The sequence below is a fragment of the Nocardioides sp. W7 genome (genome assembly GCF_022919075.1).
Taxonomy (GTDB): domain Bacteria; phylum Actinomycetota; class Actinomycetes; order Propionibacteriales; family Nocardioidaceae; genus Nocardioides.
In genome coordinates this window covers 5,106,471-5,124,742 of sequence record NZ_CP095078.1, presented here as the reverse complement: position 1 = coordinate 5,124,742, position 18,272 = coordinate 5,106,471, and the positions used below count along the sequence as shown (strand labels likewise).

The 18,272-nt window shown below is 71.3% G+C and carries 16 protein-coding genes; 12 read left to right on the top strand and 4 right to left on the bottom strand.

Annotated elements, in window-relative coordinates; all coding sequences use genetic code 11:
• The first annotated feature begins 11 nt into the window (after positions 1-11).
• The 11 genes from MUB56_RS23980 (at position 12) to secA (ending at position 14,726) form a co-directional block, all read left to right on the top strand.
• A complete protein-coding gene (locus MUB56_RS23980) occupies positions 12-1,115 on the top strand; it encodes an acyltransferase family protein (protein WP_244929523.1) in 1,104 nt (367 codons plus the stop codon).
• Positions 1,116-1,207: 92 nt separating this feature from the next.
• Positions 1,208-2,155, top strand: a complete 948-nt coding sequence (locus MUB56_RS23975) for a DUF808 domain-containing protein (RefSeq protein ID WP_244929522.1) — start codon at positions 1,208-1,210, stop codon at positions 2,153-2,155.
• Between the two features lie 113 nt (positions 2,156-2,268).
• Entirely contained in the window at positions 2,269-3,699 is a 1,431-nt protein-coding gene (gene ahcY / locus MUB56_RS23970) for an adenosylhomocysteinase (protein WP_244929521.1), read from the top strand.
• 65 nt (positions 3,700-3,764) lie between these two features.
• Entirely contained in the window at positions 3,765-4,484 is a 720-nt protein-coding gene (mtrA, locus tag MUB56_RS23965) for an MtrAB system response regulator MtrA (protein ID WP_244932464.1), read from the top strand.
• A gap of 2 nt (positions 4,485-4,486) precedes the next feature.
• Entirely contained in the window at positions 4,487-6,115 is a 1,629-nt protein-coding gene (mtrB, locus tag MUB56_RS23960) for an MtrAB system histidine kinase MtrB (protein WP_244929520.1), read from the top strand.
• Positions 6,112-7,866 carry an LpqB family beta-propeller domain-containing protein gene (locus MUB56_RS23955; protein WP_244929519.1) on the top strand — a complete coding sequence of 585 codons (1,755 nt, stop codon included), beginning with the start codon at positions 6,112-6,114 and terminating at the stop codon, positions 7,864-7,866. Before mtrB ends, MUB56_RS23955 begins: the two co-directional genes overlap by 4 nt.
• A 66-nt stretch (positions 7,867-7,932) precedes the next feature.
• Entirely contained in the window at positions 7,933-8,652 is a 720-nt protein-coding gene (locus MUB56_RS23950; protein WP_244929518.1) for a phosphoribosyltransferase family protein, read from the top strand.
• Between the two features lie 380 nt (positions 8,653-9,032).
• Positions 9,033-9,662, top strand: a complete 630-nt coding sequence (raiA, locus tag MUB56_RS23945; protein WP_244929517.1) for a ribosome-associated translation inhibitor RaiA — start codon at positions 9,033-9,035, stop codon at positions 9,660-9,662.
• A gap of 115 nt (positions 9,663-9,777) precedes the next feature.
• Complete coding sequence (locus tag MUB56_RS23940; protein ID WP_244929516.1) at positions 9,778-10,458, top strand: response regulator transcription factor; 681 nt, start codon at positions 9,778-9,780, stop codon at positions 10,456-10,458.
• A gap of 165 nt (positions 10,459-10,623) precedes the next feature.
• On the top strand, positions 10,624-11,853 hold the full coding sequence (locus MUB56_RS23935; protein ID WP_244929515.1) for a crosslink repair DNA glycosylase YcaQ family protein: 1,230 nt from the start codon (positions 10,624-10,626) through the stop codon (positions 11,851-11,853).
• A 53-nt stretch (positions 11,854-11,906) separates the two neighbouring features.
• Complete coding sequence (secA, locus tag MUB56_RS23930; RefSeq protein ID WP_244929514.1) at positions 11,907-14,726, top strand: preprotein translocase subunit SecA; 2,820 nt, start codon at positions 11,907-11,909, stop codon at positions 14,724-14,726.
• Between the two features lie 217 nt (positions 14,727-14,943).
• Here secA and MUB56_RS23925 read toward each other — a convergent pair whose 3' ends face one another.
• Positions 14,944-15,477 carry an Rv3235 family protein gene (locus MUB56_RS23925; protein ID WP_244929513.1) on the bottom strand — a complete coding sequence of 178 codons (534 nt, stop codon included), beginning with the start codon at positions 15,475-15,477 and terminating at the stop codon, positions 14,944-14,946.
• Complete coding sequence (locus MUB56_RS23920) at positions 15,474-16,115, bottom strand: LysM peptidoglycan-binding domain-containing protein (RefSeq protein ID WP_244929512.1); 642 nt, start codon at positions 16,113-16,115, stop codon at positions 15,474-15,476. The genes MUB56_RS23925 and MUB56_RS23920 overlap by 4 nt, the downstream gene beginning before the upstream one ends.
• Before the next feature lie 103 nt (positions 16,116-16,218).
• Between MUB56_RS23920 and MUB56_RS23915 the strand changes: the two genes are divergently transcribed.
• Entirely contained in the window at positions 16,219-16,755 is a 537-nt protein-coding gene (locus tag MUB56_RS23915; RefSeq protein ID WP_244929511.1) for a hypothetical protein, read from the top strand.
• Between the two features lie 4 nt (positions 16,756-16,759).
• On the opposite strand, the gene MUB56_RS23910 is transcribed toward MUB56_RS23915, so the two are convergent.
• Positions 16,760-17,095 (bottom strand): sec-independent translocase, encoded by a 336-nt coding sequence (locus tag MUB56_RS23910; RefSeq protein WP_244929510.1) that lies wholly within the window; start codon positions 17,093-17,095, stop codon positions 16,760-16,762.
• Between the two features lie 3 nt (positions 17,096-17,098).
• Positions 17,099-18,262, bottom strand: coding sequence for a P-loop NTPase (locus tag MUB56_RS23905; RefSeq protein ID WP_244929509.1), 1,164 nt, complete (start codon positions 18,260-18,262; stop codon positions 17,099-17,101).
• Between the last annotated feature and the right edge of the window lie 10 nt (positions 18,263-18,272).

Below are 18,272 nucleotides of genomic sequence, written 5' to 3'. Positions count from 1 at the left end.
CCCCGACCCCCGTGCACGCGCCGTCCCCCGCCTCGAAGCCCCGGACCCGCGACCCCTGGTTCGACAACGCCAAGATGGCCCTGGTCACCCTCGTGGTGATCGGGCACGCACTGCCGCTGCTGCCCGGCACGACCTTCAACAACCACGTCTACGACTTCCTCTACGCCTGGCACGTGCCGGCGTTCGTCCTGGTCACGGGCTACCTGTCGCGTTCCTTCGAGTGGGAGCGGCGCCGGATGTGGCAGCTGGTCCGCACCGTCGTCGTGCCCTACGTCATCTTCGAGTGCGCCCTGGCGCTCTTCCGGGTGCACGTCGGCGGGGAGCAGCTGGAGGATCTGTTCGCCGACCCGCACTGGCCGATGTGGTACCTCTCGGCACTCTTCTTCTGGCGGCTGCTGACCCCCGTCTTCAAGCGGCTCCCGGCCGCGGTCCCGGTCGCGCTGGTGATCAGCCTCGTCGCAGGTCTGTACGCCGGCGACACCCTCGACGCCGCGCGCGTCCTGGGACTGCTGCCGTTCTTCGTGATGGGTCTGGCGGCGACGCCCGAGCGACTGGAGCGGCTGCGCAGCAGGGGCGCGCAGCTGGCCGGCGTCCTGGTCCTGGTGGCGATCTGGGTGCTGACCACCTGGACCGACCGGTGGGCGGCCACCGAGTGGCTCTACTACCGCTCGCGCTACGCCGACCTGGACGTCAGCGACTCCGAGGCCTTCCTGATCCGGGCCGTCGTCCTGCTGGTCGGCACCCTCGGCGCCTGGGCGTTCCTCGCCCTGGTCCCGCGGATGAGCGGCTGGTTCACGCAGATGGGTGCCTGGACCCTGGTGGTCTACCTCTTCCACGGCTTCGCGGTGAAGGGGGCCAGCTACGCCGGCTACTCCGAGTGGGCGGCCGCGCACGACACCCTGGCGCTGCCGGTCACGCTGGCGGCGGCCCTCGCGCTCGCCTTCCTGCTGGCCTGGGATCCGGTGGCCCGGGCGCTCTCCCACCTCGTGGACCCCGTCGGGTACGCCGAACGTCACGTCCACGAGGCGCACTCGATCGCCAACGCCAAGGCGGAGGCCGACGTCATCAGCGAGGCCGTGGAGGACGCCGCCGAGCGGGCCCACCTACGCTCGTGAGCGTCGTACAGCGGCGTCCGGAGCGCGGGGGAGATGCCCTAAACTCCGACCATGCCTGACGCAGCCGCCGCCTCCTTCGACCGAGCCACGCGGTGAGCGCCGGTCTCTTCGGGCTCCTCGACGACGTCGCCGCGATCGCCCGGCTGGCCGCGGCCTCGATCGACGACGTCGGTGCCGCCGCAGCCAAGGCGACCGCGAAGGCGGCTGGTGTGGTCGTCGACGACACCGCGGTCACGCCGCAGTACGTCCACGGCGTCACCGCCGACCGCGAGCTGCCGATGATCAAGCGGATCGCGATCGGCTCGATCCGCAACAAGCTGCTCATCATCCTCCCGGTCGCCCTGCTGCTCAGCCAGTTCCTCCCCGACCTGCTCACGCCGATCCTGATGTGCGGTGGCGCGTTCTTGTGCTACGAGGGCGCGCACAAGGTCTGGGGCAAGATCCGCGGGCACGACGGCCACGCCGTACCGGTCGCCGAGGCCGGCCCGGACGCCGAGAAGACGATGGTGGCCGGCGCCGTCCGCACCGACCTGATCCTCTCGGCCGAGATCATGGTCATCGCCCTCAACGAGGTCGCCGACCAGGGCTTCTGGGCGCGCGCGGCGATCCTGATCGTGGTGGCCCTCGTCATCACCGTCGTCGTGTACGGCGTGGTCGCCCTGCTGGTGAAGGTCGACGACGTCGGCCTGCACCTCGCCGAGCGTCCCTCGGCGTCGTCGCAGAAGCTCGGCCGCGGCATGGTCGTCGCGATGCCGCACATCCTCAACGTCATCTCGGTCGTGGGCACCGCCGCGATGCTGTGGGTGGGCGGTCACATCCAGCTCGTCGGACTCGACGACCTCGGCTGGCACCCGCTGTACGACTTCGTGCACCACCTGGAGCTCGACGTGGAGCACGCCGTCGCCGGCATCGGCGGCGCCCTGGGCTGGCTGGTCAACACCGCCGCCTCCGCGGTCTTCGGCTTCGTCCTGGGCAGCGTGATCCTCGGGATCGTCAGCGTGCTGCCGTTCGGCAAGAAGGACCACGCGCCGGCTCATTGAGCCTCGGCGACCGGCTCACGCTCCGGTGTCGGTGCTCACGAGGATTCCCCGTTGACCGACGGACCGTTCTAACCTCGGACGACGCGAACCGCCGCCACCATCAGGAGCATTCCATGGACTACAAGGTCGCCGACCTCAGCCTGGCCGACTTCGGCCGCACCGAGATCTTGCTCGCCGAGCACGAGATGCCCGGCCTGATGGCCATGCGTGAGCGCTACGGGGCCGACAAGCCCCTCGCCGGCGCCCGGATCGCCGGCTCGCTGCACATGACGATCCAGACCGCCGTCCTCATCGAGACGCTGGTCGCGCTCGGCGCCGAGGTGCGCTGGGCCTCCTGCAACATCTTCTCCACCCAGGACCACGCCGCCGCCGCGATCGCGGTCGGCCCGAACGGCACTCCCGAGGACCCGCAGGGCGTCCCGGTCTTCGCCTGGAAGGGCGAGTCGCTGGAGGAGTACTGGTGGTGCACCCAGCAGATCCTCAACTGGCCCGGCGACACCTTCGCCAACATGATCCTCGACGACGGTGGCGACGCCACCATGCTGGTCCACCTCGGCGTCGACGCCGAGAAGACGGGCCAGGCGCCGGACCCGGCCACGGCCAAGAGCCACGAGCAGAAGATCGTGTTCGACGTCCTCAACGCCTCGCTCGCCGAGAGCAAGGACCGCTACACGAAGATCGCCGGTGAGCTCAAGGGCGTCACCGAGGAGACCACCACCGGTGTGCTGCGCCTCTACGACATGATGCGCGAGGGCTCGCTGCTCTTCCCCGCCATCAACGTCAACGACTCGGTCACCAAGTCGAAGTTCGACAACAAGTACGGCTGCCGCCACTCGCTCATCGACGGCATCAACCGCGCGACCGACGTCCTCATCGGCGGCAAGGTCGCGGTCGTCTGCGGGTACGGCGACGTCGGCAAGGGCTGTGCGGAGTCGCTGCGTGGCCAGGGTGCCCGCGTCATCGTCACCGAGATCGACCCGATCTGCGCGCTGCAGGCCGCGATGGACGGCTACCAGGTCGACACCCTCGACAACGCGCTGGCCATCGCCGACATCATCATCACGGCGACCGGCAACAAGGACGTCGTCTCGGTCGAGCAGATGTCGCGGATGAAGCACAACGCGATCCTCGGCAACATCGGTCACTTCGACAACGAGATCGACATGGCCGGTCTCGAGGCCGACGGCGTCGCGACGCGCAAGAACGTCAAGCCGCAGGTCGACGTGTGGACCTTCCCCGCGGGCAACGCGATCATCGTGCTCTCCGAGGGCCGCCTGATGAACCTCGGCAACGCGACCGGTCACCCGTCGTTCGTGATGTCGAACTCCTTCACCAACCAGGTGCTCGCCCAGATCGAGATCTTCACCAAGCCCGAGGAGTACCCCGTCGGCGTCTACGTGCTGCCCAAGCACCTCGACGAGGAGGTCGCACGCCTCCACCTCGACGCGCTCGGCGTGAAGCTGACGACCCTGTCGGAGTCGCAGGCCTCCTACCTCGGCATCCCGGTCGAGGGCCCGTACAAGTCGGAGCAGTACCGCTACTGAGCGCCGGAGTTCCCCTCGGTGGCAGGATTGGGCCCATGAGCCAGTCCGCCGGAGGTCAGACCGGCATGCCCACCGGGCAGCCGAGCAACCTCTCCAGCGATTACGCGACCAAGGGACGCGTCCTCGTCGTCGACGATGACGCGTCCCTCGCGGAGATGCTGACGATCGTCCTGCGCCAAGAGGGCTTCGACAGCCGGATGTGCGTGCGGGGCGACCTGGCGCTCGGTGAGTTCCGCGACTACCGGCCCGACCTGGTGCTGCTCGACCTGATGCTGCCGGGCAAGGACGGCATCGACGTGTGCAAGGAGATCCGGGCGGAGTCGGGCGTCCCGATCGTGATGCTCACCGCGAAGGGCGACACCGTCGACGTGGTCGTCGGTCTCGAGTCGGGCGCCGACGACTACGTCGTCAAGCCCTTCAAGCCCAAGGAGCTCGTCGCCCGGATCCGGGCGCGGGTACGTCGCTACGAGACCGCCGGGCCGGAGACCTTGACGATCGGTGACCTCGTCATCGACGTCGCGGGCCACGCGGTCGCCCGGGCGGGCGCCTCGATCAGCCTGACGCCGCTGGAGTTCGACCTGCTGGTCTGCCTGGCCCGCAAGCCCTGGCAGGTCTTCACCCGCGAGGTGCTGCTGGAGCAGGTGTGGGGCTACCGGCACTCGGCGGACACCCGGCTGGTCAACGTGCACGTGCAGCGGCTGCGCTCGAAGGTGGAGCACGATCCGGAGAACCCCGAGATCGTCGTCACCGTCAGGGGCGTCGGCTACAAGGCCGGCCACGCCTAGCCATGACGCGGGTCCGCTCGCCGCTGGGGATGCCGCCCGGACTCCGGCGCGGACTGACCTTCTGGCGGCGCTCCATCCAGGCCCGGGTGGTCGCCTCCACCCTGCTGTTGTCCGCGACCGTGGTCGGAGTCGTGGGCTGGTTCCTGCTCCAGCAGGTCCGGGAGGGCCTCCTGGAGCAGCGCGTGGACGCGGTGGTGGCCGAGGCCAACACCGAGCGCGCGGACGCCGAGACCCGGCTCGGGTCGGTTCCCGGCACCGATGTGGACGCCACCGCCCAGCAGGCGGAGCTGATCGACCCGATCATCCAGCGCGGCCTGACCCGCGGCTTCTCGGTCGTGCTCGCCGGTCCGCTCGGTGAGAACACCGGCCGGATCGCCCAGCGCGGGACCCGGTCCTCGCCGGGGGTCGACACCGCCAGCGTGCCGGGCTCGCTGGAGGGTCACTTCCAGGAGCCGGCCGGGACGGCGTGGACGTACACGACCATCCGGACCGTGGCGGCGAGCGGAGCCGCGCGCAGCGAGGAGCCCGGCATCGTGGTCGGCACCCAGGTGGCCCTGGTGGCCGACGGCGGCACCTACACCCTCTACTTCCTCTTCCCGCTCGACGAGCAGCAGGAGACGCTCGCCCTGGTCACCCAGGCCCTGCTCACCGCCGCCGTGCTGCTGCTGGTCCTGGTCGCCGGCGTCACCTGGCTGGTGACCCGCCAGGTGGTCACCCCGATCCGGATGGCCCGCCGGGTCGCCGAGCGGCTGGCCGCCGGCCGGCTGCAGGAGCGGCTGCGGGTCTCGGGTGAGGACGACCTGGCCCGGCTGGCGACGTCGTTCAACCAGATGGCGAGCAACCTCCAGCGCCAGATCCGGCAGCTGGAGGAGCTGAGCCGTGTCCAGCACCGCTTCGTCTCCGACGTCTCCCACGAGCTGCGCACGCCGCTCACGACCGTGCGGATGGCCGGGGACGTGTTGTACGACGCCCGCGCCGACTTCGACCCCGTCACCTCCCGCGCCGCCGAGCTGCTGCAGACCGAGCTGGACCGGTTCGAGACGCTGCTGGTCGACCTGCTCGAGATCAGCCGCTTCGACGCCGGCGCCGCGGTGCTCGACGCCGAGGACCTCAACCTCGTCGACGTCGCGCACCGGGTGGTCGAGGCGACCCGCCCGCTGGCCGAGCAGCGCGACGTCCGGGTCGTCGTACGCGCCCCGGACCATCCCTGCCTCGCGGAGGCGGACGCCCGGCGGGTCGAGCGCGTCGTCCGCAACCTGATCACCAACGCCATCGACCACGCCGAGACCGGTCGGGGCGAGGAGATCGTGGTCTCGGTCGCCGGCGACGACCATGCGGCGGCGATCACCGTGCGCGACTTCGGGGTCGGGCTCGGACCGGGGGAGTCGGCCCTGGTCTTCAACCGGTTCTGGCGCGCCGACCCGGCTCGCGCCCGCACCAGCGGAGGCACCGGGCTCGGCCTGTCCATCTCGCTGGAGGACTCCCACCTGCACGGCGGGTGGCTGCAGGCCTGGGGGCGGCCGGGCGAGGGCGCCCAGTTCCGGCTCACCCTGCCCCGCCGCGTCAACGCCCCGCTGCGCCGAAGCCCGTTGCCGCTGGTCCCGGCCGACGCCCGGGAGCCGGTGACATGAGACGTCCGTCGCGCGTGGGCGCCGCGGTCCTGACCGCCGTGCTGCTGGTCCTGGCCGCGGGGTGCGTGGGCCTGCCCGAGAGCGGACCGGTCGTGGAGACCGACAACTCGCGCGGCACCCCCGAGACGACGGGCGTGAAGTACGACCCGCTGCCGCCGCTGCCCGACGCCTCGCGCTCGGAGATCGTCAAGGGCTTCCTCGACGCGATGACCGCGGTGCCGATCCAGACCACGTCGGCCGCGGAGTTCCTCACCCAGGAGGCCCGGGCATCCTGGCGCCCCGAGCGCGAGACGATCACGTACGGCGACCGCTCGCCGGCCCTCGACATCAGCTCCGTCGTACGCGTCCGGATGCTCGACGGCAGCAACCGGTTCGACGCCCGGGGTGCCTGGCGGGGGTCGTTGAGCGGGAGCGACCTCGACCTGAGGTTCGGCCTGGAGATGGAGCGGGGCCAGTGGCGCATCGCCGACGTCCGCGACGCGCTGATCGTGCCCGAGTCGTGGTTCGAGGCGCGCTTCCGGCGGCTGTCGCTGTCCTTCTTCGACCCCAGCGCCGAGATCCTGGTGCCCGAGCCGGTGTTCGTCGCCGACGACGACGCCCTGGCCACCCGGCTGGTCGAGGGCCTGCTCGACGGTCCGGGACCCGCGCTCGCGCCCAGCTCTCGCAGCTTCTTCCCGCCCGGGGCCCGGCTCGGTGACCTGTCGGTGCCGGTGTCCCCGGACGGCGTGGCCGAGGTGTCGCTCAGCGACGTCGGCCAGCAGCCTCCCGAGAGCCAGCGACTGATGGTGGTGCAGCTCGCCGCCACGCTGCGCCAGGTCGCCGGCGTCACCTCCGTGCGGGTGAGCGTCGACGGCGACCCGGTCCAGCCGCCCGGCAGCGAGGAGGGTCGGTTCCCCGTCGGCCTCGGCGCGCAGTACGACCCCGCGGTCCCGGGCGCCAGCGCGGTCGTCTTCGGCATCCGGGAGCGGCGGCTGGTCTCGGGGATCCCCGAGGACCTCGACCCCGTCCGTGGGCTCTTCGGCACGGGCGAGGTCGCGTTGCGCTCAGCGGCGGTCAGCCTCGACGGCAGCACCGCCGCGGCCGTCACGACCGCCGGCGCCGTCCTGGTCGCTCCGGTCAACGGCGACGCCGACGACGTACGCAGCATCCTGGACCGCGGCACCGACCTGCTGGAGCCGGCATGGGACTTCGCCGACCGGATCTGGCTGGTCGACCGCCGGGCCGACGGCGCCCGGGTCCGCTACTACGAGAACGACCGGCTCCGCGCGCTCGAGGTGCCCGGGGTCACCGGGCAGCTGGTCCGATCCTTCCTGGTGTCGCGGGACGGGTCGCGGATGGTGGCCGTGGTCGCCGGCCGGTCGGGCGACGAGCTGGTGGTGAGCCGGATCCGCCACCGGGCCCGGGGCGACGTCCGCAACGCGACCCCTGCCCAGGTGATCCTCGGCGGGGCGCTGGAGGCCCCGTCGATCAAGGACGTCGCCTGGCGCTCACCGACCAGCGTCGCGGTGCTGACCGGGGTGGCCGGCGAGCTGTGGGAGGTCCGCTCGGTCGCCGTCGACGGCGCACCGACCAGTGTCGAGAGCATCGCCAACCTCAACGGCCCGGTCCGGTCGCTGGCCGGCTCGCCCGTCGAGGGCCAGAGCCTGCTGGTGCTCGCCCCGGACGGGGCGCTCGACCTGTCCCGCCCGGTCGCCCGCGAGATCGAGCTCGGCGAGGGTCGGCGGCTGCGCTCACTCGGGTACGTCGGCTGACGGCGCCCTCCACAGGCTGGCTCGACCCCGGTTGAGCCGGGGCGGCCGGCGTGGTGCGCTGGGCCGGTGCGCGACGCCGTCACCGACCTGCTGCTCGGCGGCCGCTGCGTCGGGTGCGGTGACCCGGGCCGGCTGCTCTGCGTGACGTGCGCGCAGGAGCTCCCGACCGGAGCCCGGCTCGCCTGGCCGGTCCCGACCCCGCCCGGGCTGGTGCCGCCGTGGGCGGCGACGTCGTACGACGGTGTCGCGCGGGCGATGGTGCTGGGCCTGAAGGAGCGCCGGCTGCTCGGCCTGGGCCGCCCGCTCGTCGGGCTGCTCACCCAGGCCGTCGCCGCCGCGGCCCCACCGGGCCCGATCGTGCTCGTGCCGGTCCCGTCCCGACGCGTCAGCGTGCGCGCCCGCGGCCACGACCCGACGTACGCCCTGGCCGCGGGAGCGAGCGCCCGGCTCCGGCGGGAGGGGTACGACGTCCGCGTGGCCAGGCTGCTGCGCACCCGGCCCGGCCTGGTGGACCAGGCCGGCCTGGACGCCGCCGCGCGGGCCCGCAACCTCGCCGGGTCGATGACCTGCCCGAGCGGTCCGCTGCACCGGCTCGCGGCGGTGCTGCCCCGGGCCCGGGTCGTCATCTGCGACGACGTGCTGACGACCGGTGCGACCGCACGGGAGGCCCAGCGGGCCCTCGAGGCGGTCGGTCTGCAGGTGACTTCCGTGGCCGCCGTGGCGGCAACCCGGAGACGTCACACCGAAGTGGGGACCTCGGTCCCTTTTGTGCGGGCCGGGAAGTGACTACGTTCTTTGCATGGAGTCCGTCCGGGTCCGTGGTTGCACCGCTGGTGTGCCGCAGGCACGCCAGCGGCTAGCCGAGGCCAGTCGCAGGCGAAACGGTCCACGTAAGGACGCCCTCGGGCGTCTGATCACGGTGCGGCTTAGAGGTAAGTCCTGCCCCGTCCTCTCCGTCAGACACGGAGAACGGCGGGAGAAGGCCGGTAGTGGCAGAGAAGCTGCGGGAGCCTCAGCAGGCGATTGTGGGGTCGAAGACCAGGTCGGCCGGGCGGGCTCCATCTCGTCCTCGACCGGGGTGCGGGCCATACCGGCTCGTGCTCCGGCCTGCCCTCGGAGGGCATGGGCGAGCTGAAGAGAAACCAACTGTCTAACGGGAGGTTCACATGGAAGTTGTGGTCACGGGTCGTCACTGCGAGATCTCGGACAGGTTCCGCGAGCATGCGACGGAGAAGCTGACTCGACTGGAGAAGCACGACCACCGGATCATGCGGGTGCATGTGGAGGTGGACAGTGAGCCCAACCCGCGCCAGCACGACCGTTCCATCCACGTGCAGCTGACTGCGTTCTCGAAGGGCCCGGTCATCCGGGCCGAGGCCGCTGCCGACGACAAGATGGGGGCGCTCGACCTGGCCCTGGACAAGATGGCCTCACAGATGCGCCGGGCCGCCGACCGGCGTCGAGTGCACCGGGGCCAGAAGACCCCGGTCTCGGTGGGGCAGGCGCTCGCCGACACGTCGGCGGAGCCGATGGCCGACACCCTCGAAGAGGAGCTGTCGACGACCCAGGAGCGGCACGTCGGACCGATCGCCGTGACGGGCGACGGACCGTTGGTGGTCCGGGAGAAGACGCACCCGGCGAGCCCGATGACCCTCGACCAGGCCCTCTACGAGATGGAGCTCGTGGGTCACGACTTCTACCTGTTCGTCGACAAGGAGAGCGAGCGGCCCGCTGTCGTCTACCGGCGTCGCGGGTACGACTACGGCGTCATCTCGCTGGAGCTCGGGGAGGACTGAGCAGCCGGCTGATCGGTGCTGAAGTGGTCGGGGTGGCCCGTTCGGGCCACCCCGTCCTGCCGTCATGTGGTCCGCCCGGGCGCGAGAGGGGGCCCGTTCGTGCCATGATCTGCGCGTGGCCGATTCAGACACAGACGGCTCGGAGCCCATCCGGGTGCTCGTGGTCGATGACCAGGAGCTCTTCCGGCGCGGGCTCACGATGCTGCTGGGTGTGGAGTCGGGCATCGAGGTGGTCGGCGAGGCCGGCGACGGCGTCGAGGGCACCAACCTCGCCACGACGGCCGCTCCCGACGTGGTGCTGCTCGACATCCGGATGCCCAAGCGCTCCGGGATCGAGGCCTGCCTGGCCATCAAGGAGGCCGTGCCCTCGGCCAAGATCATCATGCTCACCGTCTCCGACGAGGAGGCCGACCTCTACGAGGCGGTCAAGAGCGGAGCCTCGGGCTACCTGCTGAAGGACTCCTCGATCGACGAGGTCGCCCAGGCGGTCCGCGTGGTCGCCGACGGCCAGTCGCTGATCAGCCCGTCGATGGCCGTGAAGCTGATCGACGAGTTCAAGCAGATGTCGCGCCCCGAGCGCGACCACGTCCCGGGCCTGCGGCTGACCGAGCGCGAGCTCGAGGTGCTGCGGCTGGTCGCGCGCGGCATGAACAACCGCGAGATCGCCCGCCAGCTGTTCATCTCCGAGAACACCGTCAAGAACCACGTGCGCAACATCTTGGAGAAGCTCCAGCTGCACTCCCGCATGGAGGCCGTGATGTACGCCGTCAAGGAAAAGCTGCTCGATCTCCCATAGCGGCGGAGCCGCTATGGGAGATCAATGGTGGTCGAGCGAGCGGCACGGCTGAGCCTGCGAAGCCGTGACCCGCGTGTCGAGACCCATTCCGATCTCGCGAGCAGAACCGTCGGCACCTCAACCAGCGGCGGGGAGTTGTCGGCGCCCCGCCGTACCCTCTCGCCCATGACGTCGCAGACGCTGAGCACCGCGCAGGCACGCCGGATCGCGCTCGCAGCCCAGGGCTTCCTCGACCCGCGCCACGCGGTGCCCACGATGCGCACCCTGCAGCGCACCCTCACCCGCACCGGCGTGCTCCAGGTCGACTCGGTCAACGTCCTGCAGCGCGCGCACTACATGCCGCTCTACTCCCGGATGGGCCCCTACGACGTCGAGCTGCTGCGCCGCGCGTCCGAGCAGCGGCCCCGCCGCCTGGTGGAGTACTGGGCGCACGTCCAGGCGTTCATGCCCGTCGAGCTGTGGCCGCACATGCAGCACCGGATGGAGCGCTACCGCCAGCGCCGGGGCAAGTGGGCCGTCCTGGAGGAGAACCCCCAGCTGGAGGCGTCGCTGATCGACGAGATCCGCGACCGGGGCGCCTCGACGGCCCGCGAGCTGGACGACGGGCTGCCGCGCACCAAGGAGCAGTGGGGATGGAACTGGTCGACGACCCGGCAGGTGCTCGACTACCTCTTCACCGTGGGCGACCTGGCCATCGCCGGCCGCAACAGCCAGTTCGAGGTCCGCTACGACCTGCCCGAGCGGGTCATCCCGGCTGACGTGCTGGCCCGGCCGACGCCGTCCCTGGCCGAGGCGTCGCTGGAGCTGGTGCGGCGGGCCGCGGTCTCGCACGGCGTCGCGACCGCCCAGTGCCTCAAGGACTACTTCCGGATGCACGTCGACGACGTCCGGCCGGCCGTCGCGACGCTGGTCGAGTCGGGTGAGCTGATCCCCGTGACGATCGAGGGCTGGAAGCGGCCGGCGTACCTCCACCGCGATGCCCGGCTCGCGCGCCGGATCGGTGCCCGGGCCCTGCTCAGCCCGTTCGACCCGCTCGTGTGGGAGCGCGAGCGCACCGAGCGGATCTTCGACTTCCACTACCGCATCGAGATCTACACCCCGGCCGAGAAGCGCGTGCACGGCTACTACGTGCTGCCGTTCCTGCTCGGCGACCGGATCGTGGCCCGGGTCGACCTCAAGGCGGACCGGAAGGCGGGCGTGCTGGTCGTCCAGGGTGCGTACGCCGAGCCCGGGGCACCGGGTGAGACCGCCGAGGAGCTCGCCGCCGAGCTCCGCGTGCTGGCCGGTTGGCTCGGTCTCGACTCGGTGCGGGCCGAGCCGCGTGGCGACCTCGCGCCGGCGCTGCTGCCCGCGCTGTCCGCCGCCGGGCTCATCGGATTGGCCCAGCCCCGATAGCATGGCCCCGGCCCGGTCCGGGCCTGCCCGAACTACCCAGGGAGATTCCTCTCATGCCTGCCATCCTCGACAAGCTCCTTCGCATCGGCGAGGGCAAGATCCTGCGTCAGCTCGAGGCCGTCGCGAAGGCCGTCAACGCCATCGAGGACGACTTCGTCGCGATGAGCGACGAGGAGCTGCAGGGGATGACGGTCGAGTTCAAGCGGCGGCTGGCAGAGGGCGAGACCCTCGACGACCTGATGCCGGAGGCCTTCGCCACGGCGCGTGAGGCGGCCAAGCGGGTCCTCGGCATGCGCCCGTTCGACGTCCAGATCATGGGCGGCGCGGCCCTGCACCTCGGCAACATCGCCGAGATGAAGACCGGTGAGGGCAAGACCTTGGTCGCGGTGCTGCCGTCGTACCTCAACGCGCTCGCGGGCAAGGGCGTCCACGTCGTCACCGTCAACGACTACCTGGCCAAGTACCAGTCCGAGATGATGGGCCGCGTCCACGGCTTCCTCGGGCTGACCACGGGCGTGATCCTCCCCGAGATGCGTCCGGCGCAGCGCCGCGAGCAGTACAACTGCGACGTCACCTACGGCACCAACAACGAGCTCGGCTTCGACTACCTGCGCGACAACATGGCCGGCTCCATCGAGGAGTGCGTCCAGCGCGGTCACGCCTTCGCCGTCGTCGACGAGGTCGACTCGATCCTCATCGACGAGGCGCGGACCCCGCTGATCATCAGCGGTCCGACCCAGGACGAGGTCAAGTGGTATGGCGAGTTCGCCAAGCTCGTCAGCAAGCTCGAGAAGGACGTCGACTACGAGACCGACGAGAAGAAGCGCACGATCTCGGTCCTAGAGCCCGGCATCACCAAGGTCGAGGACCACCTCGGGATCGAGAACCTCTACGAGGCGGTCAACACCCCGCTGATCTCGTTCCTGAACAACTCCATCAAGGCCAAGGAGCTGTTCCGCCGCGACAAGGAGTACGTCGTCATGAACGGCGAGGTGCTCATCGTCGACGAGCACACCGGCCGGATGCTGTCGGGCCGCCGCTACAACGACGGCCTGCACCAGGCCATCGAGGCCAAGGAGGGCGTGACGGTCCGCGAGGAGTACCAGACCCTCGCCACCGTCACCCTGCAGAACTACTTCCGCCTCTACGAGAAGCTCTCCGGCATGACCGGCACGGCGATGACCGAGGCCTCGGAGTTCGACAAGATCTACCAGCTCGGCGTGGTCCCGATCCCGACCAACAAGCCGATGCAGCGCGTCGACCAGGCCGACCTCGTCTACCGCACCGAGGAGGCGAAGTACGACGCCGTCGCCGACGACATCGCCGAGCGCAACGAGAAGGGCCAGCCGGTCCTGGTCGGCACCGTCTCGGTGGAGAAGTCGGAGTACCTCTCCGACCTGCTGAAGAAGCGCGGCATCCCGCACACCGTCCTGAACGCGAAGGTGCACGCAGCCGAGGCCAAGATCGTCGCGATGGCCGGCCACAAGGGCGCGGTGACAGTCGCGACCAACATGGCCGGTCGAGGCACCGACATCATGCTCGGTGGCTCGGTGGAGTTCCTCGCCGACGCCGAGCTGCGCAAGCAGGGCCTCGACCCGGTCGAGCACGCGGAGGAGTACGACGCCGCCTGGCCGGCCATGCTGGAGCGGATCAAGGCGCAGGTCGGCGCCGAGCACGACGAGGTCCGCGAGCTCGGCGGCCTCTACGTCGTCGGCACCGAGCGGCACGAGTCGCGCCGGATCGACAACCAGCTGCGCGGGCGCTCCGGCCGTCAGGGCGACCCGGGCGAGTCCCGGTTCTACCTGTCGCTGCAGGACGAGCTGATGCGGCTGTTCAAGTCCGAGTGGGTCGACCGTGTCCTGACGATGCTGAAGATCCCGGACGACGTCCCGATCGAGAACAAGCGCGTCACCAACGCGATCGCGAACGCCCAGGGCCAGGTGGAGTCGCAGAACTTCGAGTCCCGCAAGAACGTCCTGAAGTACGACGACGTGATGGACCGCCAGCGCAAGGTCATCTACGGCGAGCGGCGCGAGGTGCTCGAGGGCGCCGACCTGCAGGACCAGATCCGCACCTTCATCGACGACGTCGTGACCGGTGTCGTGACCGGGCACACGCAGGGCTTCGGCGAGGAGTGGGACCTGGAGCAGCTGTGGACCGACCTCGGCCAGATCTGGCCGGTCTCCGTCAGCCTCGAGAAGGTCCTGGCGGACGCCGACGGCGAGGTCGCCCACATCGACCGCGACGAGCTCATCGAGCAGCTCAAGGCCGACGCCCACGCGTGCTACCAGGCCCGGGAGGCCGAGGTCGGCGAGGAGGTCATCCGCGAGCTGGAGCGGCGCGTGCTGCTCTCGGTGCTGGACCGCAAGTGGCGCGAGCACCTCTACGAGATGGACTACCTCCGCGAGGGCATCTACCTGCGTGCCTACTCCCAGCGCGACCCGCTCGTCGAGTACCAGCGCGAGGGCTTCGACATGTTCGCGGCCATGATGGACGGCATCAAGGAGGAGGCGGTCGGCTTCCTGTTCAACCTCGAGGTCTCCGTCGAGGACGAGGTCGAGGAGGACGAGGAGACCGAGGAGGTCTACGAGCCGCTGCTGCAGCCCGAGGGCACGGTCCAGCAGCGCGCGGCCGTGCCGACGATCAAGGCCAAGGGCCTCGATCGGCCCTCGCAGCCGCAGAACCTCACCTACTCCGCCCCGGACGAGGACGGCGAGGCCGAGGTCCGCGGCGTCACCGCCACCAACGCCGACAACGAGTACGCCGGGGTCGGCCGCAACGACCGGTGCCCCTGCGGCTCGGGCAAGAAGTTCAAGCAGTGCCACGGCGCTCCCGGTGGCCCGAGCGGCCTCACGGCTCGCGCCTCGGGCTGATCGCGACCGCGCCCGCGAGGTCGCGATCGTCGGTCGTCGAGTAGGCGGACGACGTATCGAGACCCAGCAGGCCGACCGTCGGCCGCAACCCCCGCGGGTTGCGGCCGACTGTCGTCTCACCGGGTTTCGACGCGCGGTCGCGGCTTCGTTCCTCAGCCGCGCGCTTGCTCAACCTGCTTGACCCCACGGAGCGGGCTCGTTCCTCGCACGCTCCTGGTCAAGCAAACTCCAGGGCGGTGCAGATCCAGCGCGGGGTGGACTCGTGCCGGCTCCGCTTCAGCTCGAAGCGGGCGGCGACGGCGCGGGAGCGGTCGCCGTACCGCACGTGCACGCCGGCCTCGACGGCGCCGTGCTCCACGAAGCAGGTGCGGACGCTGAGGACCTGGGGGCGGACGGGCTGGACCCGGGCGGCGCCGGGCTGGTGCCCGCCGGCCCGGGCGACGAGCAGGGCGCGGCGGTGCAGGTCGGTGTAGACCTCGCCCGTCGTCCAGCGCAGCAGCTGGGTCGCCGGACGGTCGCCGCCGACGATCTCCACCGCCGCCTGGGCGAAGCGGTGCGCCCAGCGCTCGACCTCCCGGCGGCGTCGGACGTCGACCGGGGTGGCGTCGTCACCCGAGCCCCGGTCCTGCGGAGGTACGGCGCGCGGCGGGTCGTGCCGGGGCTGGAGGTCGAGGGCGAGCGTGCCCTGCACGCTCGCGACCGGGACCGGCACCCGGAGTCGGACGACGTTGTCGGGACGCGACTGGTTCATGACGACTCCTGAGGGGGTGCGGGCAGCCGCAGCTGCTGGCCGGGGTGGATCAGGTCGGGATCCGGGCCGACGACGGGCCGGTTGAGGGCGTAGAGGTGCCGCCAGTGCCGCTCGACCTCGGCCGGCGCGGCGCTCGGACCGAGCTGGGAGGCGGCGAGCTCCCACAAGGAGTCGCCGCGTCGCACGGTGACCGGTGCCGCCGGCGGTGCCGCCAGGGAGACGCGGGTCGCCGGGTCCGGGACCGGACGGGTGGCCGCGCCGGTGGCGCGGTCGGGCAGTGGCAGGCCGGTCAACCCGGGGTCCGCCGACGCGGGGACGCTCAGGCCGGCCGCGAGGGTCGTGCCGCAGGCCAGGAGCACCAGCCGCCGCCAGGAGGCGGGGACTCCCGGCACGGCCCACCCGGCGCGTCCGCGGGCCGCCTGGAGGACCAGGGTCGAGGTCGCGAGCCAGGCCCAGGCGGCACAGCCGAGCAGTACGGCGGAGCAACAGCGCACCAGTGCGCTCTCCAGGTCGGGTCCCGGCCCGCCCCGCAGCGCCAGGGCGTCCGCGTGCAGCACGGCGGTGGCGAGGACCGCGGCGATGCTGCTGGCCAGCCACACGAGGGTGCAGCGCAGCAGGCGTGCGCAGGTGGCGTTCATCCGAGAACCTTTGCGTTTGCGTCTGTTTGCATCAGTCAACGCATATTTTGCAAAGTCGTCAACGGCTTGTCCCCAGGCGGAGGACGTGTGGCAGGGTCGGGGCATGGCCTGGGAGGACGAGCTCTTCGCACTGCTCGACGACCTCGAGCAGCAGGCGGACGCGCTCTACGACGCCGAGCGGGCGCCGGAGCTGGCCGACCGCAGCCGCGCGGAGTACCAGCACGTCACCCTGGCCAGCCGGCTGGTCGCCTCGGCCGGCCTGGAGGTGAGCCTCGAGGTGAGCGGGGTCGGTGCGGTCGCCGGCATCCTCGAGCGGGTCGCCGCGGAGTGGTGCCTGGTGCGCGCCGCCGATCAGGACTGGGTGATCGCCCTCGACGCGATCCGCTCGGTCAGCGGGGCGTCCGCGCGCTCGGTCCCCGAGCTGGCCTGGTCACCGCTGGCCCGGCTGGGCCGCGCGTCGGTGCTCCGCCGGCTGGCCGACGCGGGGGAGCGGTGCGTGCTGCACGACACCGACGGGGGCCGGGTCGACGGCGTACCCCGCCGGGTGGGCGCGGATTTCGTGGAGGTCGTCGTGGGGGAGGCGGGGCGCACCGTGCTGGTGGCCTTCGCGACCCTCGCCGCGGTGCAGAGCCGGGACTGAGCCGTCAGGTCGCGTCGACGTCGTACGGCGGGATCTCGCCCTCGCCGAGAGTGCGCAGGCCCCGCCGACGAGGCGCCTTCTCCTCGGCGTCGGCGTCCTCCATCGCCTCGACGATGTGCTTGCGCACGATCGTGCGGGGGTCGAGGTCGCGCAGCTCGAGGTCGGAGTACTCCGGTCCGAGCTCGTCACGCAGCTCGTCGCGGGCCGCGTTGGCGAAGCGACGGGCCTTGCGGACCATGGCGCCCGCCTGCTTGGCCAGGTCGGGCAGCCGGTCCGGGCCGAAGACGAGTACCGCGACGAAGGCGATGACTGCGAACTCCGGCAGACCGACCCCGAACACGAGTCAGAACTTACTGCTCGGGGTCAGCCCGAGCTGCATGCCCGCGAGGCCCCGGCCCCGACCCGACAGCTTCTCGGCGATGCCGGACAGCTCCCGGGCCGCCGGAGCGGTGGGGTCCGACTCGACGATCGGCTTGCCGACGTCGCCGCCCTCGCGCAGGGAGAGGTCGAGCGGGATCCGGCCGAGCACCGGCACGTCGTACCCGAACCGGGCAGAGAGGGTGGCCGCGACGCGGTCGCCGCCGCCGCTGCCGAAGATCTCCAGCCGGTGCTCCTTGCCCTCCGCGGTGCAGTGCGGGCAGGGCAGGAAGCTCATGTTCTCGACGACGCCGACGACGCGCTGGTGCATCATCGAGGCCATCGTGCCGGCCCGCTCGGCGACCTCGGCCGCCGCCTCCTGCGGCGTGGTCACCACGATGACCTCGGCGCCGGGCAGGTGCTGCCCGAGCGAGATCGCGACGTCGCCGGTGCCGGGCGGCAGGTCGAGGAGGAGTACGTCGAGGTCGCCCCAGTAGACGTCGGCGAGCATCTGGACCAGGGCCCGGTCGAGCATCGGACCACGCCAGGCCACGACCTGGTCGCGACGCGGCTTCAGCATGCCGATCGAGATCACCGAGACGCCGGAGGCCGTGGGGACGGGCATGATCAGGTCGTCGACCTGGGTCGGGCGGGCGTCGGCCACGCCGAGCATCGCCGGCACCGAGTGGCCGTAGATGTCGGCGTCGACGAGGCCGACCTTCAGCCCCTGCTTGGCCAGCGAGAGCGCGAGGTTGACGGTGACCGAGGACTTGCCGACGCCGCCCTTGCCGCTGGCGATGGCGAAGACCTTCGTGAGCGAGCCGGGCTGCGCGAACGGGATCTCGCGCTGCGCCTTGCCGTCGCTGAGGATGTCCTTGAGGCCGGCCCGCTGCTCTGCGGTCATCACGCCCAGGGTCAGGTCGACCCCGGTCACGCCCGCGACGCCGCCGGCGGCCGCCGTGACGTCGCGGTTGATGGTGTCCTTGAGGGGGCAGCCGGCCACCGTCAGCAGCACCGTGATGTGCGCGAGACCGGCATCGTCGATCTCGACGGAGTCGACCATCCCCAGCTCGGTGATGGGCCGCTTGATCTCCGGGTCGTTGACCGTGGCGAGCGCGGCGTTGACCTGCTCGAGAAGGGTGTTGCTCATGATCCCCGAG

Coding starts and splice junctions, on each gene's coding strand:
- mtrB (WP_244929520.1), top strand. CDS start 4,487: ATGACGCGGGTCCGCTCGCCGCTGGGGATGCCGCCCGGACTCCGGCGC.
- MUB56_RS23935 (WP_244929515.1), top strand. CDS start 10,624: ATGACGTCGCAGACGCTGAGCACCGCGCAGGCACGCCGGATCGCGCTC.
- secA (WP_244929514.1), top strand. CDS start 11,907: ATGCCTGCCATCCTCGACAAGCTCCTTCGCATCGGCGAGGGCAAGATC.
- MUB56_RS23920 (WP_244929512.1), bottom strand. CDS start 16,115: ATGAACGCCACCTGCGCACGCCTGCTGCGCTGCACCCTCGTGTGGCTG.
- ahcY (WP_244929521.1), top strand. CDS start 2,269: ATGGACTACAAGGTCGCCGACCTCAGCCTGGCCGACTTCGGCCGCACC.
- MUB56_RS23955 (WP_244929519.1), top strand. CDS start 6,112: ATGAGACGTCCGTCGCGCGTGGGCGCCGCGGTCCTGACCGCCGTGCTG.
- raiA (WP_244929517.1), top strand. CDS start 9,033: ATGGAAGTTGTGGTCACGGGTCGTCACTGCGAGATCTCGGACAGGTTC.
- MUB56_RS23905 (WP_244929509.1), bottom strand. CDS start 18,262: ATGAGCAACACCCTTCTCGAGCAGGTCAACGCCGCGCTCGCCACGGTC.
- MUB56_RS23915 (WP_244929511.1), top strand. CDS start 16,219: ATGGCCTGGGAGGACGAGCTCTTCGCACTGCTCGACGACCTCGAGCAG.
- MUB56_RS23925 (WP_244929513.1), bottom strand. CDS start 15,477: ATGAACCAGTCGCGTCCCGACAACGTCGTCCGACTCCGGGTGCCGGTC.
- mtrA (WP_244932464.1), top strand. CDS start 3,765: ATGCCCACCGGGCAGCCGAGCAACCTCTCCAGCGATTACGCGACCAAG.